General features: G+C 66.5%; 14 protein-coding genes and 1 pseudogene. 10 read left to right on the top strand and 5 right to left on the bottom strand.

The genetic code is table 11. The features are described 5' to 3' along the window. Positions 1–595 (top strand): HAD-IC family P-type ATPase (locus tag ABYB95_RS03815; RefSeq protein ID WP_372657118.1); only part of this gene is annotated, 595 nt, incomplete at its 5' end. Between the two features lie 135 nt (positions 596–730). Next, positions 731–1,321: a hemerythrin domain-containing protein gene (locus ABYB95_RS03810; protein ID WP_372657117.1), complete on the top strand. Its 591-nt coding sequence runs from the start codon at positions 731–733 to the stop codon at positions 1,319–1,321. Between the two features lie 7 nt (positions 1,322–1,328). On the opposite strand, the gene ABYB95_RS03805 is transcribed toward ABYB95_RS03810, so the two are convergent. Beyond that, positions 1,329–2,705, bottom strand: a complete 1,377-nt coding sequence (locus ABYB95_RS03805) for an aspartate aminotransferase family protein (RefSeq protein ID WP_372657116.1) — start codon at positions 2,703–2,705, stop codon at positions 1,329–1,331. Positions 2,706–2,836: 131 nt separating this feature from the next. Here ABYB95_RS03805 and ABYB95_RS03800 point away from each other — a divergent pair, with 131 nt between their 5' ends. After that, complete coding sequence (locus tag ABYB95_RS03800; protein WP_372657115.1) at positions 2,837–4,117, top strand: YbfB/YjiJ family MFS transporter; 1,281 nt, start codon at positions 2,837–2,839, stop codon at positions 4,115–4,117. A gap of 22 nt (positions 4,118–4,139) precedes the next feature. Here the strand turns inward: ABYB95_RS03800 and ABYB95_RS03795 are convergent, their stop codons facing one another. From ABYB95_RS03795 to ABYB95_RS03785, 3 genes are all read right to left on the bottom strand, one after another. Beyond that, complete coding sequence (locus ABYB95_RS03795) at positions 4,140–6,713, bottom strand: hypothetical protein (protein WP_372657114.1); 2,574 nt, start codon at positions 6,711–6,713, stop codon at positions 4,140–4,142. A 115-nt stretch (positions 6,714–6,828) separates the two neighbouring features. Beyond that, a complete protein-coding gene (locus ABYB95_RS03790; protein WP_372657113.1) occupies positions 6,829–8,610 on the bottom strand; it encodes an ATP-binding protein in 1,782 nt (593 codons plus the stop codon). Positions 8,611–8,617: 7 nt separating this feature from the next. Then, the gene (locus ABYB95_RS03785; RefSeq protein ID WP_372657112.1) at positions 8,618–9,313 is read right to left on the bottom strand and encodes a response regulator; all 696 of its coding nucleotides are present in this window, start codon (positions 9,311–9,313) and stop codon (positions 8,618–8,620) included. Positions 9,314–9,522: 209 nt separating this feature from the next. Here ABYB95_RS03785 and speB point away from each other — a divergent pair, with 209 nt between their 5' ends. The 5 genes from speB (at position 9,523) to ABYB95_RS03760 (ending at position 15,359) form a co-directional block, all read left to right on the top strand. After that, positions 9,523–10,458, top strand: a complete 936-nt coding sequence (gene speB / locus ABYB95_RS03780) for an agmatinase (protein WP_372657111.1) — start codon at positions 9,523–9,525, stop codon at positions 10,456–10,458. A gap of 2 nt (positions 10,459–10,460) precedes the next feature. After that, the gene (locus ABYB95_RS03775) at positions 10,461–11,771 is read left to right on the top strand and encodes an NAD(P)/FAD-dependent oxidoreductase (protein ID WP_372657110.1); all 1,311 of its coding nucleotides are present in this window, start codon (positions 10,461–10,463) and stop codon (positions 11,769–11,771) included. Between the two features lie 257 nt (positions 11,772–12,028). Beyond that, on the top strand, positions 12,029–13,114 hold the full coding sequence (dctP, locus tag ABYB95_RS03770) for a TRAP transporter substrate-binding protein DctP (RefSeq protein WP_372657109.1): 1,086 nt from the start codon (positions 12,029–12,031) through the stop codon (positions 13,112–13,114). 83 nt (positions 13,115–13,197) lie between these two features. Then, complete coding sequence (locus tag ABYB95_RS03765) at positions 13,198–13,842, top strand: TRAP transporter small permease subunit (RefSeq protein WP_372657108.1); 645 nt, start codon at positions 13,198–13,200, stop codon at positions 13,840–13,842. Beyond that, entirely contained in the window at positions 13,839–15,359 is a 1,521-nt protein-coding gene (locus ABYB95_RS03760) for a TRAP transporter large permease subunit (protein ID WP_372657107.1), read from the top strand. Before ABYB95_RS03765 ends, ABYB95_RS03760 begins: the two co-directional genes overlap by 4 nt. 19 nt (positions 15,360–15,378) lie before the next feature. Here ABYB95_RS03760 and ABYB95_RS03755 read toward each other — a convergent pair whose 3' ends face one another. Further along, positions 15,379–16,884: a PLP-dependent aminotransferase family protein gene (locus ABYB95_RS03755; RefSeq protein ID WP_372657106.1), complete on the bottom strand. Its 1,506-nt coding sequence runs from the start codon at positions 16,882–16,884 to the stop codon at positions 15,379–15,381. Between the two features lie 154 nt (positions 16,885–17,038). Here ABYB95_RS03755 and ABYB95_RS03750 point away from each other — a divergent pair, with 154 nt between their 5' ends. After that, the gene (locus tag ABYB95_RS03750; RefSeq protein ID WP_372657105.1) at positions 17,039–17,884 is read left to right on the top strand and encodes a gamma-glutamyl-gamma-aminobutyrate hydrolase family protein; all 846 of its coding nucleotides are present in this window, start codon (positions 17,039–17,041) and stop codon (positions 17,882–17,884) included. Then, positions 17,881–18,497, top strand: a pseudogene (locus ABYB95_RS03745) (glutamine synthetase); the annotation flags it as partial. The gene ABYB95_RS03750 and the pseudogene ABYB95_RS03745, both read left to right, overlap by 4 nt.

Here is an 18,497-nt window from a genome sequence, read left to right as displayed (position 1 = left end):
GGCGTTTGGCGACGAACCCAAGCCCGGCGCGAAGGCCGCCATTGCGCAACTGCGTCACCAGGGCATCAAAGTGTTCATGGTTTCGGGCGACAACCGGGGCGCGGCCAACGCCATGGCCGCCACGCTGGGTCTGGATGCGAACGCTGGCGAGGTGATCGCCGAGGTGCTGCCCGCCGACAAGGCGGCGGTGATCGCACGCCTGCGCGAACCCAGTTCTGGACAGCCGGGCCGCCACACGGTGGCCATGGTGGGCGACGGTGTGAACGACGCGCCTGCGCTGGCCGCTGCCGATGTGGGCATGGCCATGAGCAACAGCGACGGCGGGAGCTCCGACGTGGCCATGCACGCCGCCGGCATCACCCTCATGCGCGGCGACCCGGCGCTGGTGGCGGCAGCCCTGGACATCTCGCGCCGCACCGTGGCCAAGATCCGGCAAAACCTGTTCTGGGCCTTTGCCTACAACGTAGCGGGCATTCCGCTGGCGGCCCTGGGCTATCTGAGCCCGGTGGTGGCGGGTGCGGCGATGGCGCTGAGTTCGGTCAGCGTGGTGAGCAACGCCTTGCTGCTCAAACGCTGGAAACCACCGACCAAGTGACGCTGTGCTGAGCCCAAGCGGTCGTGTGTGGCCGTGTGTTGATGTGGGTCAAAGCTTTTGAACCCGCGCGCGGTGATAGTGGGTACAGCGATGGTCCGCCCCCCTGGCAGGTCCACAGAGCCGAGGAGACACACCATGACACACGACGCCTTGCGCGTGATACGCGACGAACACGCCTCACTGGCGGCCATGCTGCAATCGCTGCTGCTGATGGTGCGCCAGGGAGACACGCCGGACGGCCCCGAGAAGCCGGAGCTGTTTTTTGACGTGTTGCGCGCCATGCTGTTTTACATCGACGAGTTCCCGGAAAAGCGCCACCACCCCAAAGAGACGGAACTGCTGTTTCCGCGTGTGGCCCAGGCCGCACCCGAGGTGCGCGAGGTGATCGCGCAGCTGGACCGGGACCATGCACACGGCGAGGCGCGGGTGCGCCAGCTCATGCATTTGCTGATGGCCTGGGAGTTGCTGGGCGATTCGCGGCGCCAGGCCTTTGTGAGCGAGGTGACCCAGTACGTGGACTTCTACCTCGAGCACATGGCGCTGGAAGAAAGCCAGATCCTGCCCGCTGCCGAGCGCGCGTTGAGCGAGGAAGACTGGCATGTGCTGAACCTGGCGTTCGACACCAACCGCGATCCGATCAACCGCAGCCTGCCGCGCGACCCGCAGTTCGACCGCCTGTTCACCCGCATCGTGATGCGCGCACCCTCGCCCGTGGGCCTGGGCTGATACGCGCTCAGCCGCGTTCGGCTGTGGCCAAGCTGGCCAGCAATTCGTCGAACACGGCCAGCAGGCGGTCCACGTCTTGCGGCGTGGTCGCGGGCGACACCAGCAGCATGCTGTGGAAGGGCGTGAGCAGCACGCCCCGGTTGAGCATGTAGAGGTGGGTCAGGGCCTCCATGTCGGCTTGTGCGTGGTCGCGCACGTCTTGCGCGTTGCGCGGTGTGTGCGGCATGAATTGCAGTTCCATGCGGGCACCCAGGCGTGTCACCGTCCAGGGCCGTTGCGCCTGCGCGATGCGTTGGCGCAATCCGGCTTCCAGCCTTTGTGCCTGCGCCAGCATGTGGCTGTAGTTTTCTGCGGTGTGCAAGTGGTTCAGCGCGGCGTGCAGCGCGGCCATGGTCAGGGCATTGCCCGAGAGTGTGGTGCCGATGCCGCTGTGGCCTTCGGGCGCGGCCTCTTTGGCGGCGACCATGCGCTGCGCCACCTCGGCGGAAAAACCGTACACCGCGCAGGGCAGGCCGCCCGCCACCGCTTTGCCCACCACCAGAAAGTCCGGCGCCAGATCGTGCGCGCGGGCATAACCGCCGAGCGCGGTGGACACGGTATGGGTTTCGTCCATCACCAGCAGCGTGCCGTGTTGGCGGCACAGCTGGCGCGCCGCTGCCCAAAAACCGGTGTCGGGCGGCACCAGGCCAAAGTTGGTGAGCGCGGGTTCGGCCAGCAGACAGGCCACCTGTCCGTCGGCCAAGGCGCGTTCAAGCGCCGCGAGATCGTTGAAGGGCACGACGCGGGTGAAGGCGCTGTGGTTGTGCACCTGCCCCAGTATCGAAGGCCTGGGCAGGGTGGCGCCGCTGGTGGGGTCCATGTCCACCAAGGTGTCGTCCACCGCGCCGTGGTAACAGCCGTCGAACACCAGCACCTGGGGCCGTGCGGTGATGGCACGCGCCCAGCGCAGCACGAAGCGGTTGGCATCGCTGGCCGACAGCGTCATCTGCCACAGCGGCAGGCCGAACAGCCGGGCCAGTTGTTCGCCCACGGCCGGCGCGCCGGCCGTGGGCAACATGCAGGTGAGGCCGTTCGCGGCTTGTTCGGCCAGGGCTTGTGCCAGCGCAGGCGGGCTGTGGCCGAACATGGCGCCGGTGTCGCCCAGGCAGAAGTCGGCGTGTGCCAGGCCGTCGGCACAGGTGAGGGTGGCGCCTTGCGCGCGCTGCACGAACAAGGTGGCGGGCGTGGGCCAGTCGCGCATCCAGTGCAGGGGCACGCCGAACAGGTAGTGGGCCTGTGCCTGCTGGGCCAAGGCCAGCGAACGCGGGTGGCTGTGGATGAAACGCTGGCGTTCGCTGGCTTGCAGTTGGGCCAAGGTGTTTGGGCTGGGGGTGTGGGCGCTCATGCCCGCCAGCTTAATGCGGGCCCGGCGCTTTGTGCAGGGCCAGGTGCCCGCGCGTGGTGCATCGGCCAGCGCCAAACTGTTCTGCCCCGGCCGAAACGTGGACATGGCGCTTGGGCCCACAATGCCTCTGCATGTTGAGCGCCGAACCCACCCCCGTATCCCCAGCACCCCCGGCGGCCACGCCCGCCGATACCACGCCGTATCTGCGCCTGGCGCTGGCGCTGTCGGTGGGCGCGGCCATTTCTTTGGGCATCACCCGGTTTGCCTACGGCCTGCTGCTGCCGCCCATGCGCGACGACCTGGGCTGGAGCTACACCCTGGCCGGCGCCATGAACACCGCCAACGCTGTGGGCTACCTGATCGGGGCACTGGCCATGTCGTGGCTGGTGCGGCGCAGCTCGCCCACCCGCTTGCTGCTCTGGGGTTCGGTGCTGGCCACGCTGTTCATGGCCGCCGGTGGCTTCTTCACCGCCGCCACACCCTTGCTGGCGCAGCGCCTGCTCGCGGGCGTGGCCAGCGCCCTGGTGTTCAGCACCGGTGGTCTGCTCGCGGCCCGGCTGGCCGCGCAGCAGCCCCGGCGCAGCGGTTTTCTGCTCGGGGTGTATTACGGCGGCACCGGGCTGGGCATTGTGCTGTCGGCCCTGGGCGTTCCGTGGTTGCTGGAGCGCCTGGCCGACCTGCCCCACGCTTGGGCCTGGGCCTGGTGGGGGCTGGCGCTGGTGTGCGCGCTGGGTACCCTGCTGCTGGCCTGGCCCGCGCGTGTGCTGGCCGCACAGGAGGCCGCTCAGGGTGCGGTGGCGCAGGCCGGGGGGGCTGCTGCTGCGAGCGCGGGTGGCGTGGGCGGGGCGCCGGCCGGGCGGGTGTTTCGCCTGCGCGACTTTGCCTACGCGCTGGCGGGCTACGCGGGCTTTGGCGTTGGCTACATCGGCTACATGACGTTTGTGATCGCCTTGCTGCGCGAGCAGGGCAGCAGCCCCGGCGACATCACCTGGTACTTCGCCTTGCTGGGATTGGCGGTGGTGGCGTCGTCGCGCATCTGGGCCGGTCTGCTGGACCGGTACAAGAACGGCCAGGCCCTGGCCCGGCTCAATGCCTTGCTGGGGGTGGCCACCATCCTGCCCGCCCTCACCACGTCCTGGCCGCTGGTCATTGTGTCGGGCTTGCTGTTTGGCGGCGTGTTCTTGTCGGTTGTGGCCTCCACCACGGCCCTGGTGTGCCACAACCTGCCGCCCAGCCAGTGGGCCACGGGTATTGGCGTGTTCACCGTGGTGTTCGCCGCCGGCCAGATCTTCGGCCCCACGGTGGTGGGCTTCATTGCCGATGGTCCGGGTGGGCTGGCGCGTGGCCTGGTGTTTTCAGCGGTTGCGCTGTGGGTGGGCGCTGGGTTGGCGCTGCGGCAGCGGGCGCTTTAGTTGCCAGACAGCGGATGGGTGCCTACTTGAGGAACACGTTGGACCACAAATCCAGCAGCCCCGAGCGGGCGGCGTCGAACTGCTGCCAGACCGCGATGGCCACGCCACTGGCATCGATGGCGACAGAGCCCCAGGCCGCACCGGCCTGGTTGCCCTGGCTCAACACGGTGGGGCCGGCCCATGTGCCGGCGTTCACCGATCCGTGGAACGCCGTCATGTCCTCGTCGAGGCCGGTGCCGACGGTGTTGCGCGGCCAGACGATCACGGCGTCTCCGGCGTCATTGAGGGCCACCGTGGAATTCAGGCCGCAGCCATTCGGCGCTTCCAGAAGGGTGGGCGTGGCCCAGCCGCTGCCGGGCAGGAAAGTCCGTTGCCAGAGACTGCAGGCATTGCCACCGCTTTCTTCCATCCAGGTCGCCACCGCTTGACCGATGCTGTTCATGGCGATACGGGCATAGCTGGTAACGGCCGAGGTCGTGCTTTGCAGTTTCTGCGCCGTTCCCCAGCCCATGCCCGACAGTTGGCTGGCGTACACATCGCTGCGTCCGCTGTCGTTCTGCGTCCAGACCGCCGTGGCGCGGTCTTGTCCGTCAGCGCTGAGATGCGGATCGTCGGCGTCGCCCGCCAGGTTCGGCGAGACAGCGGATGCCGTGCCCCAGGCACTGCCGCTGTAGCGGTTGCTCCAGACCTGCTGCTGGGTGCCATTGGCTTGCACCCAGACCGAGACCGCCGTGCCGTCCGGGAACACCGACAGTTGGGTTTGACCGACGCTGCCAACACCGGTGTCGACGTACACCGGCGTTTGCCAGGCGCCCGACTTGTAGGCGTTGCTCATGACGCGGTAGTGGGTGCTGGAGGTGGCGATCTGCCAGACCGCCAGGGCGTTGCCGCTGGCGTCAAAGGCGATATGCGCATCGAAGGCGTGGCCTGAGTTGTCGTTCTCGATCAATTCGGCCGTGCCCCAGGTGCCGCTGGCCACGGCGTAACGGCGCGCCCAGACGTTGTAGCGGGTGCCGTCGAACTCCGACCAGACCGCCATGGCGTTGCCCTGGGTGTCGAAGCCGATGTGTGAGCTGATGCCGGCGCCCTGGCCAGAGTCCAGAAGGGTGGCGGCTTCCCAACCGTTGGTGCGGTCGTAACGCGCGGCCCAGACCCGTCGGGTCGCCGTGCCGCTGGGTTGTATCCAGGATATGAAGGCATTGCCATGGTTGTCGAACACGACCGTGGACGAACTGCCGTTGACACCCTGGGCGCTGTTCTCTCTCAGCTCGGGTCCTTGCCAGTTGCCCGCGCTTGCGATGCATGTCACCAGGGACTCCAGGCCAGCCGGTTGTGGTGTGGTGCCGTTGCTGTTTTGCACGCTGCAGATTTGGCCCGATGGCTGCGTGAGCACGCTGACCGCGTAGGGCGCTCCCGCGCCAACCGGGGTGGCGAAAGTGAAGGGGCCGTTGGCACCGATGCTGAGGTTGTCACCGCCGTTGTTTTGCAGCACGAGGCCGCTGCCAGTGAGCCCGACCACACGGCCGCCCACGCTGTGAAAGACCGACGGTGGTGCGATAGCCACCTCCACCACCATGCCGTCTCCAATGGAGCGGCTGTTGGCGTTGACCGGGTCCCAACCGATCACCTCGCCATTGGACCGGAGCACCTTGGGACAGTTGAAGTTGACGACCAGCGAGAGCAGGTTCTTGCCGTTGTCGAGATACGAGGTGGCCAGGTTGAAGGTGGCGATGCCCTTGAGCTTGCCGCCCTCAACGACCATGGGAGGACTTTGGGTGGCGACCGTCTGCTGCGTGCCCCAGCTGAAGGTGGCTGGGTTGTAGCGGCTGCGTTTGAAACTGACCGACACATTCGTGCAATTGCCCGCCACTTCGAAATGCGAGCGCAGTTGCAGATCGGCCGCCTGGTCGACCCGGTACGACCCGGCGTCGCCCAGATCGATGTGGGGCGGACTGGTCTGTGTGAGCGCGGCGGGGGGTGTGGCGCTGATGCGGGCGTAACTGCGGTCGTGGACGCACCAGTAGGGGTCGCGTGTCATGGCGCTGGGAACGGAGCAAATAGCCGCGCCGTAGTAACCGAAGGAGAAGGTGTTGCGTTGCCACTCCCCTATGCCGTCGGTCACGACCGTGTTCACCTGTTTCCAGTCATTGCCGGGGCTGGCCATGAAAAGCGAGCTTCCCGTTGCCCCGCTGGGCACGGGTGCGCGGATGGTGATGAGCTGGTTGAACACCTGACCGTGTGGGGTGAATTCGTAGCTCGGGCCTGCCTTTGGATAGGCGTCCAGCGGGTCGGGTGCGCCTGCCGCGTTGCGGGCAATGCCGATCGTGGTGGTGCCGCTCAGAGCGCCTGCCGGGATGATCACCTGCACGCCGTCGGGACCGGTGACGGTACCCCCGGCTGGGCCCACCTGGACCGAGACGGCGGTTTGCTCCGCCGGCTGACCTCCCCCGCCGCAGCCCACCAGCCACAGGGGCACGAGCACGCAAGCCAGCAACCACAGCGCCAGTGTCAATATGGCCCGGGGCGGTAGCGCGGCACCATCGGCTTGCAGCTGGGGGTGCGATCCGTGGGCGGTGCGTTGGGCGAAGCGGATCATGGTGGGCTCCTGTTGGAGATGGCCGGGGCCCCATGTTACGAATCGGCCAGCTGCTCGAACAGTGCCAAAAGTCACTACCCGGGTGCGTGCCGCCGACCCGGTAGAGGCTCGCGGCTCAGCGCCGCGCCAGCTGATCCAGGGCTTGCAGCAACTGCTCGGGTACCACCGGCTTGAACAGCACCGGCACGCCCGAATCGTGTACGCGTTGCAGCCGCTCGGGTGCGGTTTCGCCGGTCACCAGCAGCAGTGGCAGCTCCGGGTCGAAGCGCGTGCGCAAACGCAGCGCGGCGGCCAGGCCGTCGGCGCCATCGGCCAGGCGGAAGTCGCAGAGCAAGGCATCAAAACGCCAGCCGCCTGCCAGCGCGGCCTGCAGGGCGTTTTGCGCGCTGGCTTCGTCGGTGGCTGCCTGCAGCTCCATGCCCCAGGCGCTCAGAAAGGCCGCCACCGCCTCTGCGATGTCGGTTTCGTCGTCGATCAGCAGCACGCGCCGATGTCGGGTTTCTGGTGCCGGGGCGGAAAGCGGTGTCGGCCATTCAAGGGTGGGCGTCGCGGTTTGCGGTTGCGGTTCGGCGGCCGGGAGGATGATTTGGAACCGGCTGCCGCGACCGCTGCGCGAATGCAGTTGCACCGGGTGCGCCAGCAGTTGCGAGAGTCGGCGCACGATGGACAGGCCGATGCCCAACCCGCGCGTGCGATCGCGCCCCGGGTTGTCGATCTGGTAGAACTCGTCGAACACACGTTCGCTGTGTTCGGGCGCGATGCCCACGCCGGTGTCGACCACGTCGATCGACACCTGCGCGCCGCGCGCGCGCGCCACCAGCAGCACGCCGCCGCGGGCCGTGTATTTGATGGCGTTGTCGACCAGGTTGGCCAGCAGGCGCTGCAACAGGGCGGGATCGCTGTGCACCCACAGCGGCGTGCTGCGCACCCGCAGCTCCAGCCCCTTGTCTTCGGCCAGTGCGGCAAAGGTCTGGTGGATGTCCAGAAACGCCGGGCCCAGGGCCATGGGCTGGCGCTCAGGTTCGATGACACCAGCGTCCAGGCGGGACACGTCCAGCATGGTGTCCAGCGAGCCGCCCAGGGCGTGCACCGCGCGCATCAGGCGCGTCGCGTGGGCGTGTTCGGGCCGACCCTCCAGGCTTTTTTCCAGCACCGCACCGAACAGCGCAATGGCGTGCAGTGGCTGGCGCAGGTCGTGGCTGGCGGCGGCAAAGAAGTGCGTTTTTTCGTCGCTGGCGCGCTGGGTCAGGGCGTTTTGCTGCGCCAGCTGTTCGGCCAGCGCTTCTTTCTCAAAGCGCATCAGCAGCGATTCGGTGAGCAGCAGGTGCTGGCGCCGCGCGAAATGCAGGGTGGCGGCCAGGTACACCCCGCAGCAAGCGGCCAGGAACAGGTGCACGGTGTCGCCCAGCCACAGCAGGGCTGTGATCAGGCCGATCATCATGGGCAGCACAAAGGCCAGCACCGATGCCCAGCGCGGCGCCACCGCCGGCACACCGGCACTGGCGAGGCCGAGCATCACCAGCATGAACAGGGTGGTGAACGGCAGGTCGTCGTCCGGCATGACGAGCCACGGCGCCAGACCCCAGGTGGCGCTGTAGTAAACCAGCTCGCGCCACTGGCGCCTGGCCCAGAAGGCGCTGCGCTGGGCGGCGTCCGGATCGCGGTGGTAGGCGCCGATGACGGGGTAGCGCAGCACCTGGATGGTGTGCAGGCCGAGCCAGACCAGCACCATGGGCTCGTGCAGGCGCCAGTAAAACAGCGCGCACAGGCACCAGGCCAGCACGGCGTCGGCGATGGTGGAGCTCCACGAGGTAGCGAACAGCGAGGCCACCTGCGCCCGCAGCACGCGGGCCGCGGTGTTGTCGTCGTTCGCCTGGAGGTCGAGGGCGGGATTCAACCGGGCCTCAGCGCAGCAGGCTGATGAGTTGCGCCCGCGAGCGCAGGCCAAAGAGCAGCAGCAAGGTGGAGACGTGGTTCTTCACCGTGCCTTCGCTCAGTTGGGCGTGTTGTGCGATCTCGCGGTTCGACTGGCCGGCCAGGATCCAGTCCAGCACCTGTGCCTGGCGCTCGGACAGACTGATCAGCTGGCCGCTGGCGTTGCGCCGTTGCACTTTGCGTTCGGCTGCCGGGGCGGTGGTGCCTGCGGGTGTGGTCGGTTCCTGCTGCCACATGCCCAGCGAGCGGATGTAGCCGATCACCTCCTGCAGGTCGCCGGATTTGGTCAGAAAAGCCTGGGCACCCTGATCCAGGGCTTGGCGCACCAAGCGCGGGTCTTGTGTGCCCGAGAGCACAACGATGCGCGCGCGCGGGAAACGCTGGCGGAACCGGGTCAGGGCGTTCAGGCCGTGTGCGTCGGGCAGCTGCAGGTCGAGCAGGACCAGGCCGATGCTGGCTTCCTGGCTGGCGTAGAGCTGCAGCGCCTCGGCCAGGCAGCGCGATTCGAGCACGTTGATGCTCTGGTGGTGCTGGGCCGCCTGGGCCTGCACCAGCGAACGCAGGCCCAGGCGCACCAGGTCGTGGTCGTCCACCACCAGCATGCCCGTGGGCAGGGGCGGGGAGACCGGCGCTGCGCCGGCAGCGGCGTGGGGCAGGGGGGACATCGTGCGCCATGGTAGGCCTTCCGGTGGGCGGCGGGAAGTGCAGAAAGTCATGCGGTGTTGCGACCGGTGGACGCCACCGAGGGGGCGAAATCGGCTCCTTGCGTTGCCCGGGGACGCGGTAAGGTTCGGGCATCCCGCGCGGCTGGTCCAAGCCGTTCTACGCTGCCACGGGCCGCCGCCCCGCGTTCTCGTTTGGAGGAAACCTCGCCATGGCCATGGGTCCATTTGCATTTGCCAACAACACCAACCGCTTTCTCGCTGTGCCCGAGCTGGCCGACCAGCCGTTTGCCATTGCTGGCGTGCCCTACGACGGCGTGGTGACGAACCGCCCCGGCGCGCGCTTTGGGCCGCAGGCGATCCGCGCCGCCAGCTTGATGTTGTGCGACGGCATACACCCGGTGTTCGACGTATCGCCCGCCGCCTACCTGGGCGACGCGCTGGACATGCGCCTGCCCAACGCCTCGCCCTTGCCCGAGGTGCGGCGCCACATTGAGGCGCAAGCGGCGGCACTGATGGGCAAGCACCACTGCGTGTTTCTCGGTGGCGATCATTCGATCACGCTGTCTTTGCTGCGCGCGGCCCAGGCGCAATACGGCGGGGGCGAGCCGCTGGCCTGTCTGCATTTCGACGCGCACTGCGACACCTGGACCGACCATTTTGGCGAACCTTCGGGCCACGGCACCTGGACCTATGAGGCGCTGCAAGAGGGCTTGATCAGCCCGGCGCACACGGTGCAGGTCGGCATCCGCTCCAGCGGCAAACGTGCCGCCCGCGAGTACGTGGCCGACCAGGGCGGGCAGATTTTCACGGCGCGTGCGCTGCGCGGCAAAGACGGCGAAGGCCTGCAAGCCGTGGTGGCCGCGATCCGCCAGCGCATCGGCGCGCGGCCTTGTTACCTCACGCTCGACATCGATTGCCTGGACCCGGCCTTTGCGCCCGGCACCGGCACACCCGAGCCGGGCGGCATGAGCAGTTCGCAGGTGATGACGCTGGTGGAAGAGCTGGCCGATCTGAACTGGATTGCCATGGACTGTGTGGAGGTGGCCCCGGCCTACGACCACGCGGAATTGACCAGCAACGCCGCCGCCTGCCTGGTCTGGACCTATTTGTGCGGGCAGGTGGCGAAACGCCAGGGAGCGGCTTGACCATGTGGGGCCGATCGCTGGCGGATTCCGACACCCAGCTCAACCAGAGCAGCTACTACGAAGCCAGTGTGCAGCGGCCCGCGCCCTGTGCGCCGCTGGAAGGCGATGTGCGGGCCGACGTGGTGGTGGTGGGTGGCGGCTACGCCGGTTTGTCGGCGGCGCTGGAGCTGGCGCAGCGGGGCATGAGCGTGGTGTTGCTGGAAGCCGAGCGCGTGGGCAGCGGCGCGAGTGGGCGCAACGGCGGCCAGACCATCGTGGGTTATGCCAGCGGGCAAGCGCCGTTTGAGCAGCAGCTGGGTGCAGCCGATGCGCGGCGGGCCTGGGACATGTCGGTGGAGGCGGTGGATTTGGTGGACCAACGCATCGCCGAGCACCGCATCGATTGCGACCGGGCGCAGGGTTATGTGTACGTGGCCGACTCGCCGCGCAAGGCACGCGCACTGGCCACCGAAGCCGCCGACTTGCAGCGCCTGGGCATTGCCTGTGAATGGACGCAGGGCGAGGAGACGCGCCGCCTGATCGACAGCCCGCGCTACGTGGCGGCGTTCCGCGAAAACCGATCCGGGCATTTGCACCCGCTCAAATACGCGCTGGGTCTGGCGCGGGCGGCACAGGCGGCGGGTGTGCGCATACACGAGCATTCGGCGGTCACGGCTTTGCAGCGCGGCCCACAGCTGGTGGCGAGCACGGCGCGTGGCCGTGTCACGGCGGACTTTGGTGTGCTCGCGGGCAATTGCATGCTGCCCGAGTACGGACCGGCGGTGGCGCCCGAGATCGCGCCGCGCATCATGCCGGTGGGCACTTACATCGTGGCCACCGAACCGCTGGACCCGGCGCTGTGCGCACGCCTGATTCCGGGCAACGCGGCGGTGTGCGACAACAATTTTGTGCTCGACTATTTCCGCTTCAGCACCGACCACCGCATGCTGTTTGGTGGCCGCGTGAGCTACACCGCCAAGACACCAGCGAATCTCAAGCAGGCGATGGCGCAGCGCATGGCCCAGGTGTTTCCGGCGCTGAAGGAGGTGGCGGTGGACTACGTGTGGGGTGGCTTTGTGGACATCAGCATGAACCGCGCGCCCGACTTTGGCCGCCTGGGCGACCGGCTGTATTACCTGCAAGGCTTCAGCGGCCATGGCCTTGCGTTGACCGGCTTGGCGGGCCGCCTGGTGGCCGAAGCGGTGGCGGGGCAGGCCGGTCGTTTTGATGTGTTCGCGGGCCTGCAGCACCGCGCGTTTCCAGGGGGCGCGCTGCTGCGCACGCCCAGCCTGGCTCTGGGCATGCTCTGGCACCGCCTGATGGATCGCCTCTAAGACCTCGGGGACCGCCGGGCGGTGAGATTGAAATAATTTCAGGCGTTGGCTGAAAGTTTTTCCAAGTGCCGCGATGCTAGAGCCGTCTGCGTGGTTTTGTCAGTCACGTGGTGGACTCTAAGTACACATTGCATTTGTGACCACATTGCGGGCAATCACTAGGGTTAGCCCTGACCGCTCTCGGGAGAGTGAGGCGCAGACTGGGGAAGTCTTTTCAAGACACGTCATTCCTTTTCATAATTCCAGAGGAGCAGACCATGGATATCCAATCTCGCCGCGGCGTGATCAAGGCCGGGGCTATTGGGGCGCTGGCCGCGCCTTTTGTCGGCAGCGCGCATGCCGCCGGACAGACCTGGAAGGTGCAGTCCACTTGGGACGCGGGCACCACCGGCTACAAATTGTTCGAAACTTGGTGCAACAGTTTCAAGGAAAAGTCCGGCGGTGAACTCACCATCCTGCCGTTCGCGGCGAAGTCGGTGGCCGCCGACAACAACGCCTTGTTCGAAGCGGTGAAGGCCGGCGTGCTGCAAGGCATGAACCCCTGGACGCTGTACTGGGCCGGCAAGATTCCGGCCTCGGTGTTCCTGTCGAGCTACCCCGCAGGCCCGGACCAGCCTTCGCAGTGGGACACCATGTTCTACGGCCTGGGCATGCTGGAGATGGCGCGCGAGATCTACGCCAAGCACGGCCTGTATTTCGTGGGCACGATCCAGCACGATGCCAACGTGATCCATTCCAAGGTGCCTATCACCTCGCTGGCCGAGATGAAGGGCAAGAAGATCCGCCTGCCCGGTGGCATGGTGTCCGAGGTGTTCCAGCAGTTCGGTGTCTCCACCGTGGCGCTGCCGGGTTCCGACATTTTCCCGGCGCTGGAAAAAGGCACCATCGACGCGGCCGACTTCGTGGGCCCGGCGGTCAACTACGACCTGGGCTTCCATCAGGTCACCAAGTACATCCTGATGGGCCCGCCCGGCACCATGAGCGTGTACCAGCCGGTGGATCTGATGGATTTGACGGTGAACATGGGTGCCTGGAAGCGCCTGTCCAAGAAGATGCAGGCCTTTGTGGAAGAGCAGGTCAAGTCCTATTCGCTGACGCAGTACGTGGCGATCCAGAAGGCCAACGTCGATGCCATGGTCAAGTTCGCGGCGGCCGGCACCACGGTGTCGCGCCTGGGCCAGGACGACGTGGACGCGTTTCGCAAGGCCGCGATTCCGATCTGGTTCAACTGGGCGCGCAAAGACGCCGACGCGGCGCGTGTGTTCAAGCTGCAGCTGGACTACATGAAGAGTGGTGTGTTGGGTTACGTCACCGACGCCGATCTCAAGGGTCAGAAGCTCTGACGCCCGTGTTTTCCGTCTGCGCCTGACCCAGGCGGCAAACCAGAGCGGCTCAGGGTGAGCCGCTCGTTTTTTTGGGACTCTCTATGTCATCTGAAAGCATTGGCCTTGTATTGCCACACTGGGTTTACTGGGGCTGGCTGGCGCTGGTTCCGCTGGCCTTGATCGTTCTGGGCTGGCGCAAGAACATCCTGCCAGCGGTGCCCTACGAACCCGGCGCTGGCTGGTTCGAACGCCTGCTCGACTGGACCAGCGACCGCACCGGTCTCTTTGTGTCGCTCTGGAGCGTGAGCGCGGTGCTGGCGTATTCGTACGAAGTGGCGGCGCGCTACCTGTTCAACATGCCCACCATCTGGGTGCACGAGGCCAGCTTTTTGCTGTTCGGCATGCAGTACATGATGGCCGGCGCCTACGGTTTGCTGCACGGTTCGCACGTGCGCGTGGACGTGCTTTACACCAAGCTCTCGCTACGCCGCCAGGCGGCCTTGTCGGTGTTCACCTCGGTGTTCTTCTTCATTTTTGTACTGGCCATGATGGGCACGGCCTACCGCTTTTTCTTCGAGAGCCTGGCGATGGACGAGCGCTCGGTGGAGACCTGGCAAATCCAGTACTGGCCGGTCAAGGGGTTCATGCTGTTTGGCGCCTGTCTCATTTTCCTAGCCGGTGTCTCGCGCCTGATCAAGGACATCCGCATCTATGAAACCCAACTGAAAAAAGAGGTGGCCGCATGAGTTCCGCTGCACAAAGCGCCGCGAACCGTTCGCGTTGGCTGACCTATGGTTTGTCGCTGCTGGTCCTGGCCGTGGTGCTGGTCGAGGCGGTGAACATTGGCTTTTACGACCCCTGGGGCGACGACTATTTCCTGTTTCGCATGCAGGGCGTGCTGGCCAATGTGTCCATGTCCGCGCTCACCTGGGTGATGTTCGGCTCGCTGTTCATCATGCTCATGGCGGGCCTGCCGCTGGCCTTTGTGGCGGGTGGCCTCGGGGTGGTGTTCCTGTACCTGCTGGGCGATGCGGCGATGTTGAACATCATCCCCAGCCGCATCTTCCCGATGATGACCAACCCCGATCTGGCGGCGATTCCGCTGTTCATCTTCATGGCCACCATGCTGGAGCGCGCGGGCCTGATCGAGGAGTTGTTCGACGCGGTCTACCAGTGGATGGGTGGCCTGCACGGCGGCCTGGCGGTGGCCACCATCGTGGCCTCGACCATTCTCGCGGCCATGGTGGGCGTGGTGGGCGCGGCGATTGTGACCATGGGCATCATCGCCTTGCCGGCCATGCTCAAGCGCAACTACGACCCCGAGATCGCCATCGGCTCCATCATGGCCGGTGGCACGCTGGGGGTGTTGATCCCGCCGTCTATCCTGGCGATTCTGTACGCCGTGGTGGCCCAGCAATCGGTGGGCGAGCTGTACCTGGGCAGCGTGCTGCCGGGCTTGCTGCTGTCCAGCCTGTACATCCTCTACGTGGTGGTGCGCACCACGCTCAAGCCCGAACTCGGGCCGCCGGTGCCCATGGAAGAGCGCCTGAGCATGGGACAAAAGCTCGCGCTGTTGCGTGGCCTGATCGCCCCCATTGCGCTGGTGGTGATGGTGCTGGGCTTGCTGTTTGCCGGTATCGCCACGCCAGTGGAAGCCGCCGGCCTGGGCAGCCTGGGCGCCATGGGCGTGGCGGCTCTGCACCGGCGCCTGTCGCTCAAGGCCTTGATCGGCGCCAGCACCGACACGGTGAAGGCCACCGCCATGGTGTTGTGGATCATCTTTGGCGCGTCGATCTTCGTCGGCCTCTACATCTTGCAGGGCGGGCAGACCTTCATCACCGAGACCATTCTGAGCACCGGCCTGAGCGCCTACGGCATCTTGTTCCTGATGATGGTGTTGTTGGTGGTGCTGGGCATGTTCCTGGACTGGGTCGGCATTCTCTTGCTGGCGGTGCCGATCTTCGTGCCCATCATCAAGTCGCTGACCTTTGATGGCCTGTTCGGCTTCCCCGGCCCGTCGCCCGATTCGGTGGTGCTGTGGTTCGGTGTGCTGTACCTGGTGAACATGCAGATGAGCTTTCTCTCACCGCCGTTTGGTTACGCGCTGTTCTACATCCGGGGCGTGGCGCCGCCGGAGATCACCATGGCGACGATCTTCCGCTCGTCGCTGATCTTCCTGGCGATCCAGGTGCTGGCGCTGGGCCTGGTGGTGGTGTTCCCGGTGATCGCCACCGGCTTGCCGGCCTGGGTCTACGGACGCTGACGGGCCGCAAGCTTCTGCCTCATGCGGGCTGCGCCTGGCGCGCGCCCGCATGGTGGTTGATCAGCTGGGCCAGCAAGGGCCCGTACTGGCGGATTTCGCTCAGGGGCGCGTAGCCGTAGCCAATGATCAGGCCCTTCAAATCCTTGCGCTGCAGGCAATAGCCGGAAAGCGGGCGCACGCTCAATTGGTGGCCGGCGATGCGCTGCGCAAGCGCCTTGTCGTTCGTCTGCGGCGGCAGATACAGGCACAGGTGCAGGCCTTGCTCGGCCCCGCCGATGCGTCCACCCGAGGGGCTGTTCTCGGCCAGGCAAGGGGCCAGCGATTCGAGCAGGCACTGGCGGCGTTCGGCGTAACTTTGCCGGGCGCGCCGCAGCGTGCTGGAGAAGTGCCCCATTTCAATGAACTCGGCCAGCGCGGCCTGCAAAGGCATCTGGCCGGGGCGGTTGAGGTCGTAGTGCGCCTGCTTGAAAGCGGCGACCAGCGATTTGGGCACCACCAGGTAGCCCAGCTTGAGACCGGGGTACAGCACCTTGGAAAACGAGCCCATGTAGAGCACGCGGTCGTCGGTGTCCAGGCCGGCCAGCGACGAAATGGGTGGGCCGCTGAAGCGGAATTCGCTGTCGTAGTCGTCTTCCAGAATCCAGGCCTGGTGGGCGCGGGCGGTGGCCAGCAACTGGTGGCGCCGGGGCAGCGACATCACCGCACCGGTGGGGTACTGGTGCGAAGGTGTGACGTAAATCAGGCGCGCGGGCCGGCGTTCGTCGTCCGCGGTGGGCGCAATGCCTTGTTCGTCCACCGGCACCGGGTGCAGCGCCAGCCCGCAGGCGGTGAAGGCCTTGGCCGCGCCCCAGTAGACCGGGTCTTCCACCCACACGGTGTCGCCGTGGTCGGCCAGCAGCTGGGCGCAGAGTTCGAGCGACTGCTGGGTGCCGCTGGTGATGATGACTTCGTCGGCCTGCAAATGCACGCTGCGCGAGACCCGCAGGTAGTCGGCCACGGCGCGGCGCAGCGGGGCGTAACCCCCGGCGGCGTTGTAGTCCAGCATGTCGGGGTAGGTCATGCGCCAGTGCTTGTTCTGCAGGCGTTGCCAGAGCGTGACCGGAAAGGCGCTGAAATCGGCGATGCCTGGGGTGAAGGGTTGCACCTCGAATTCGTGGGCGCAGAAGCGGCGCGCGAGTTCCAGCCCCCGGGCCGAGAGCGTGCCGGGCGCGGTGCTGAGGCCGTGGTGGGCGGCCTGGGCGCTGCCGTGCAAGGCGCGCGGTACGTTTTCGCTGACAAAGGTGCCGCTGCCGACCCGGCTCGCCAGATAGCCTTCCACGCTGAGCTGGTTGAGCGCGGCCACCACCGTGTTGCGCGACAGGCCCAGGTCTTGCGCCAGGTGGCGGCTGGAGGGCAGGCGCTCGTCGGCGCCGAGCTTGCCGTCCAGAATGGCGCGGCGCAACGCCTCGTAAAGCTGGCGGTGCAGGGGCAAGCTGTCTTGGGCGCCGAGTCGGCCCATTTCGGCCAGCAAAAATTCAGACAACATGCGAGGCTTCCGTGTACGGCACCCGCGCGGGGTGCGCTGGGGTTCGCGTTGCGCCCGCGTGGGCTGGCCCAAGTGGCTCCATGGTCTTGGCGCAACTGGCCCTGATTGTGATCCAATTTTCGCGGCACAATCGACGCACGAGTTTGGAGATTCCATGAAACAGCCGCCATGTATGGTCTGGCTTCCCGCCGACCACCGGTTGATGGGCGACCATGGGCATCAAATGCCTTTTTTGCTGCTGGGCGAGAAGTACGCCCGCGCCGTGAAACAGGGCGCCCAAGCCCAGCCGCTGATCTTTCCGCTGGCCGAAAACGCGCAGATTCCCGAACTGCTGGCCCTGGTGGACGGGGTGATGCTCACCGGCTCACCCGCCAATGTGCACCCCTCGCATTTCAACGAACCGGTCGCCGATCCCGGCTTGCCCCTGGATCCCGAGCGCGACACGCTGACCCTGGCTTTGGTCCAGGCCTGTCTGGAGCAGGGCGTGCCGTTGCTGGGCGTGTGCCGGGGTTTCCAGGAGATCAACGTGGCCCTGGGTGGCAGCCTGCACCAGCAGGTGCAGAACGTGCCCGGGCTGATGGACCACCGCGAGCCCAAGGGCGCGCCCTACGAGGTGCAATACGGCCCCAGCCACCCGATCCGCCTGGTACCCGGCAGCGTGCTGGAGACCTGGGCCGGCGGCCCTGAGACCAGGGTCAACTCCCTGCACGGCCAGGGCATCCACCGCCTGGCACCGGGCCTGGAGGCGCTGGCCCATGCACCCGACGGCCTGGTGGAGGCTTTTGGCGTGCGTGGTGCGCGCGCCTTTGCCTATGGCATGCAATGGCACCCAGAATGGCGTTTTTCGGAGACGCCGTTTTATGCTGCCATCTTCGAGGCGTTTGGACGGGCTTGCCGCCTGCGCCAACAGCAACGCTTGCATGCACCCGAATCTGGACTTGAACCCCGCCCAACCGTATCCCCCCCGTCTGACAACAACAAGCAAGGAATCGGCCTATGAATGCCCCCAAAAAAATGAGCTTCAACGATCTGGAGGTCTGGCTCAACAACAACCGGGTCACCGAAATCGAGTGCCTGGTGCCCGACTTGACCGGCGTGGCGCGCGGCAAGATCCTGCCGCGTGAAAAATTCACCGAAGACCGTGGCATGCGCCTGCCCCAAGGCGTGGTGGCCATGGGTGTGACGGGGGTGTACCCCGACAGTGGGCCGTATTTCGACGTGATCGAGCCAACCGACCGCGACATGCAGTTGCGCCCCGACCCCTCCACCGTGCGCATCGTGCCCTGGGCGTCGGACCCCACCGCACAAGTCATCCACGATTGTTTCGATCACGACGGCAAGCTGGTGCCGTATGCGGTGCGCAGTGTGCTGCGCCGGGTGTGTGAGCTGTACACGGCCGACGGCCTGGAGCCGGTGGTCGCGCCCGAGCTCGAGTTTTACCTGACGGCCCGCAACACCGACCCGAACACGCCGCTGAAGACGCCGATCGGGCGCAGCGGCCGTGCCGAAACCTCGCGCCAGGCCTACAGCATCGATGCGGTGAACGAGTTCGACCCGCTGTTCGAAGAGATTTACGACTACTGCGAGAAGATGAACCTGAACGTGGACACGCT

The sequence above is a fragment of the Hydrogenophaga sp. genome, from assembly GCF_041633695.1.
Classification (GTDB): domain Bacteria; phylum Pseudomonadota; class Gammaproteobacteria; order Burkholderiales; family Burkholderiaceae_C; genus Hydrogenophaga.
Note: the sequence above shows the minus strand (reverse complement) of the source record. Positions and strands in the feature narration are given on the sequence as shown.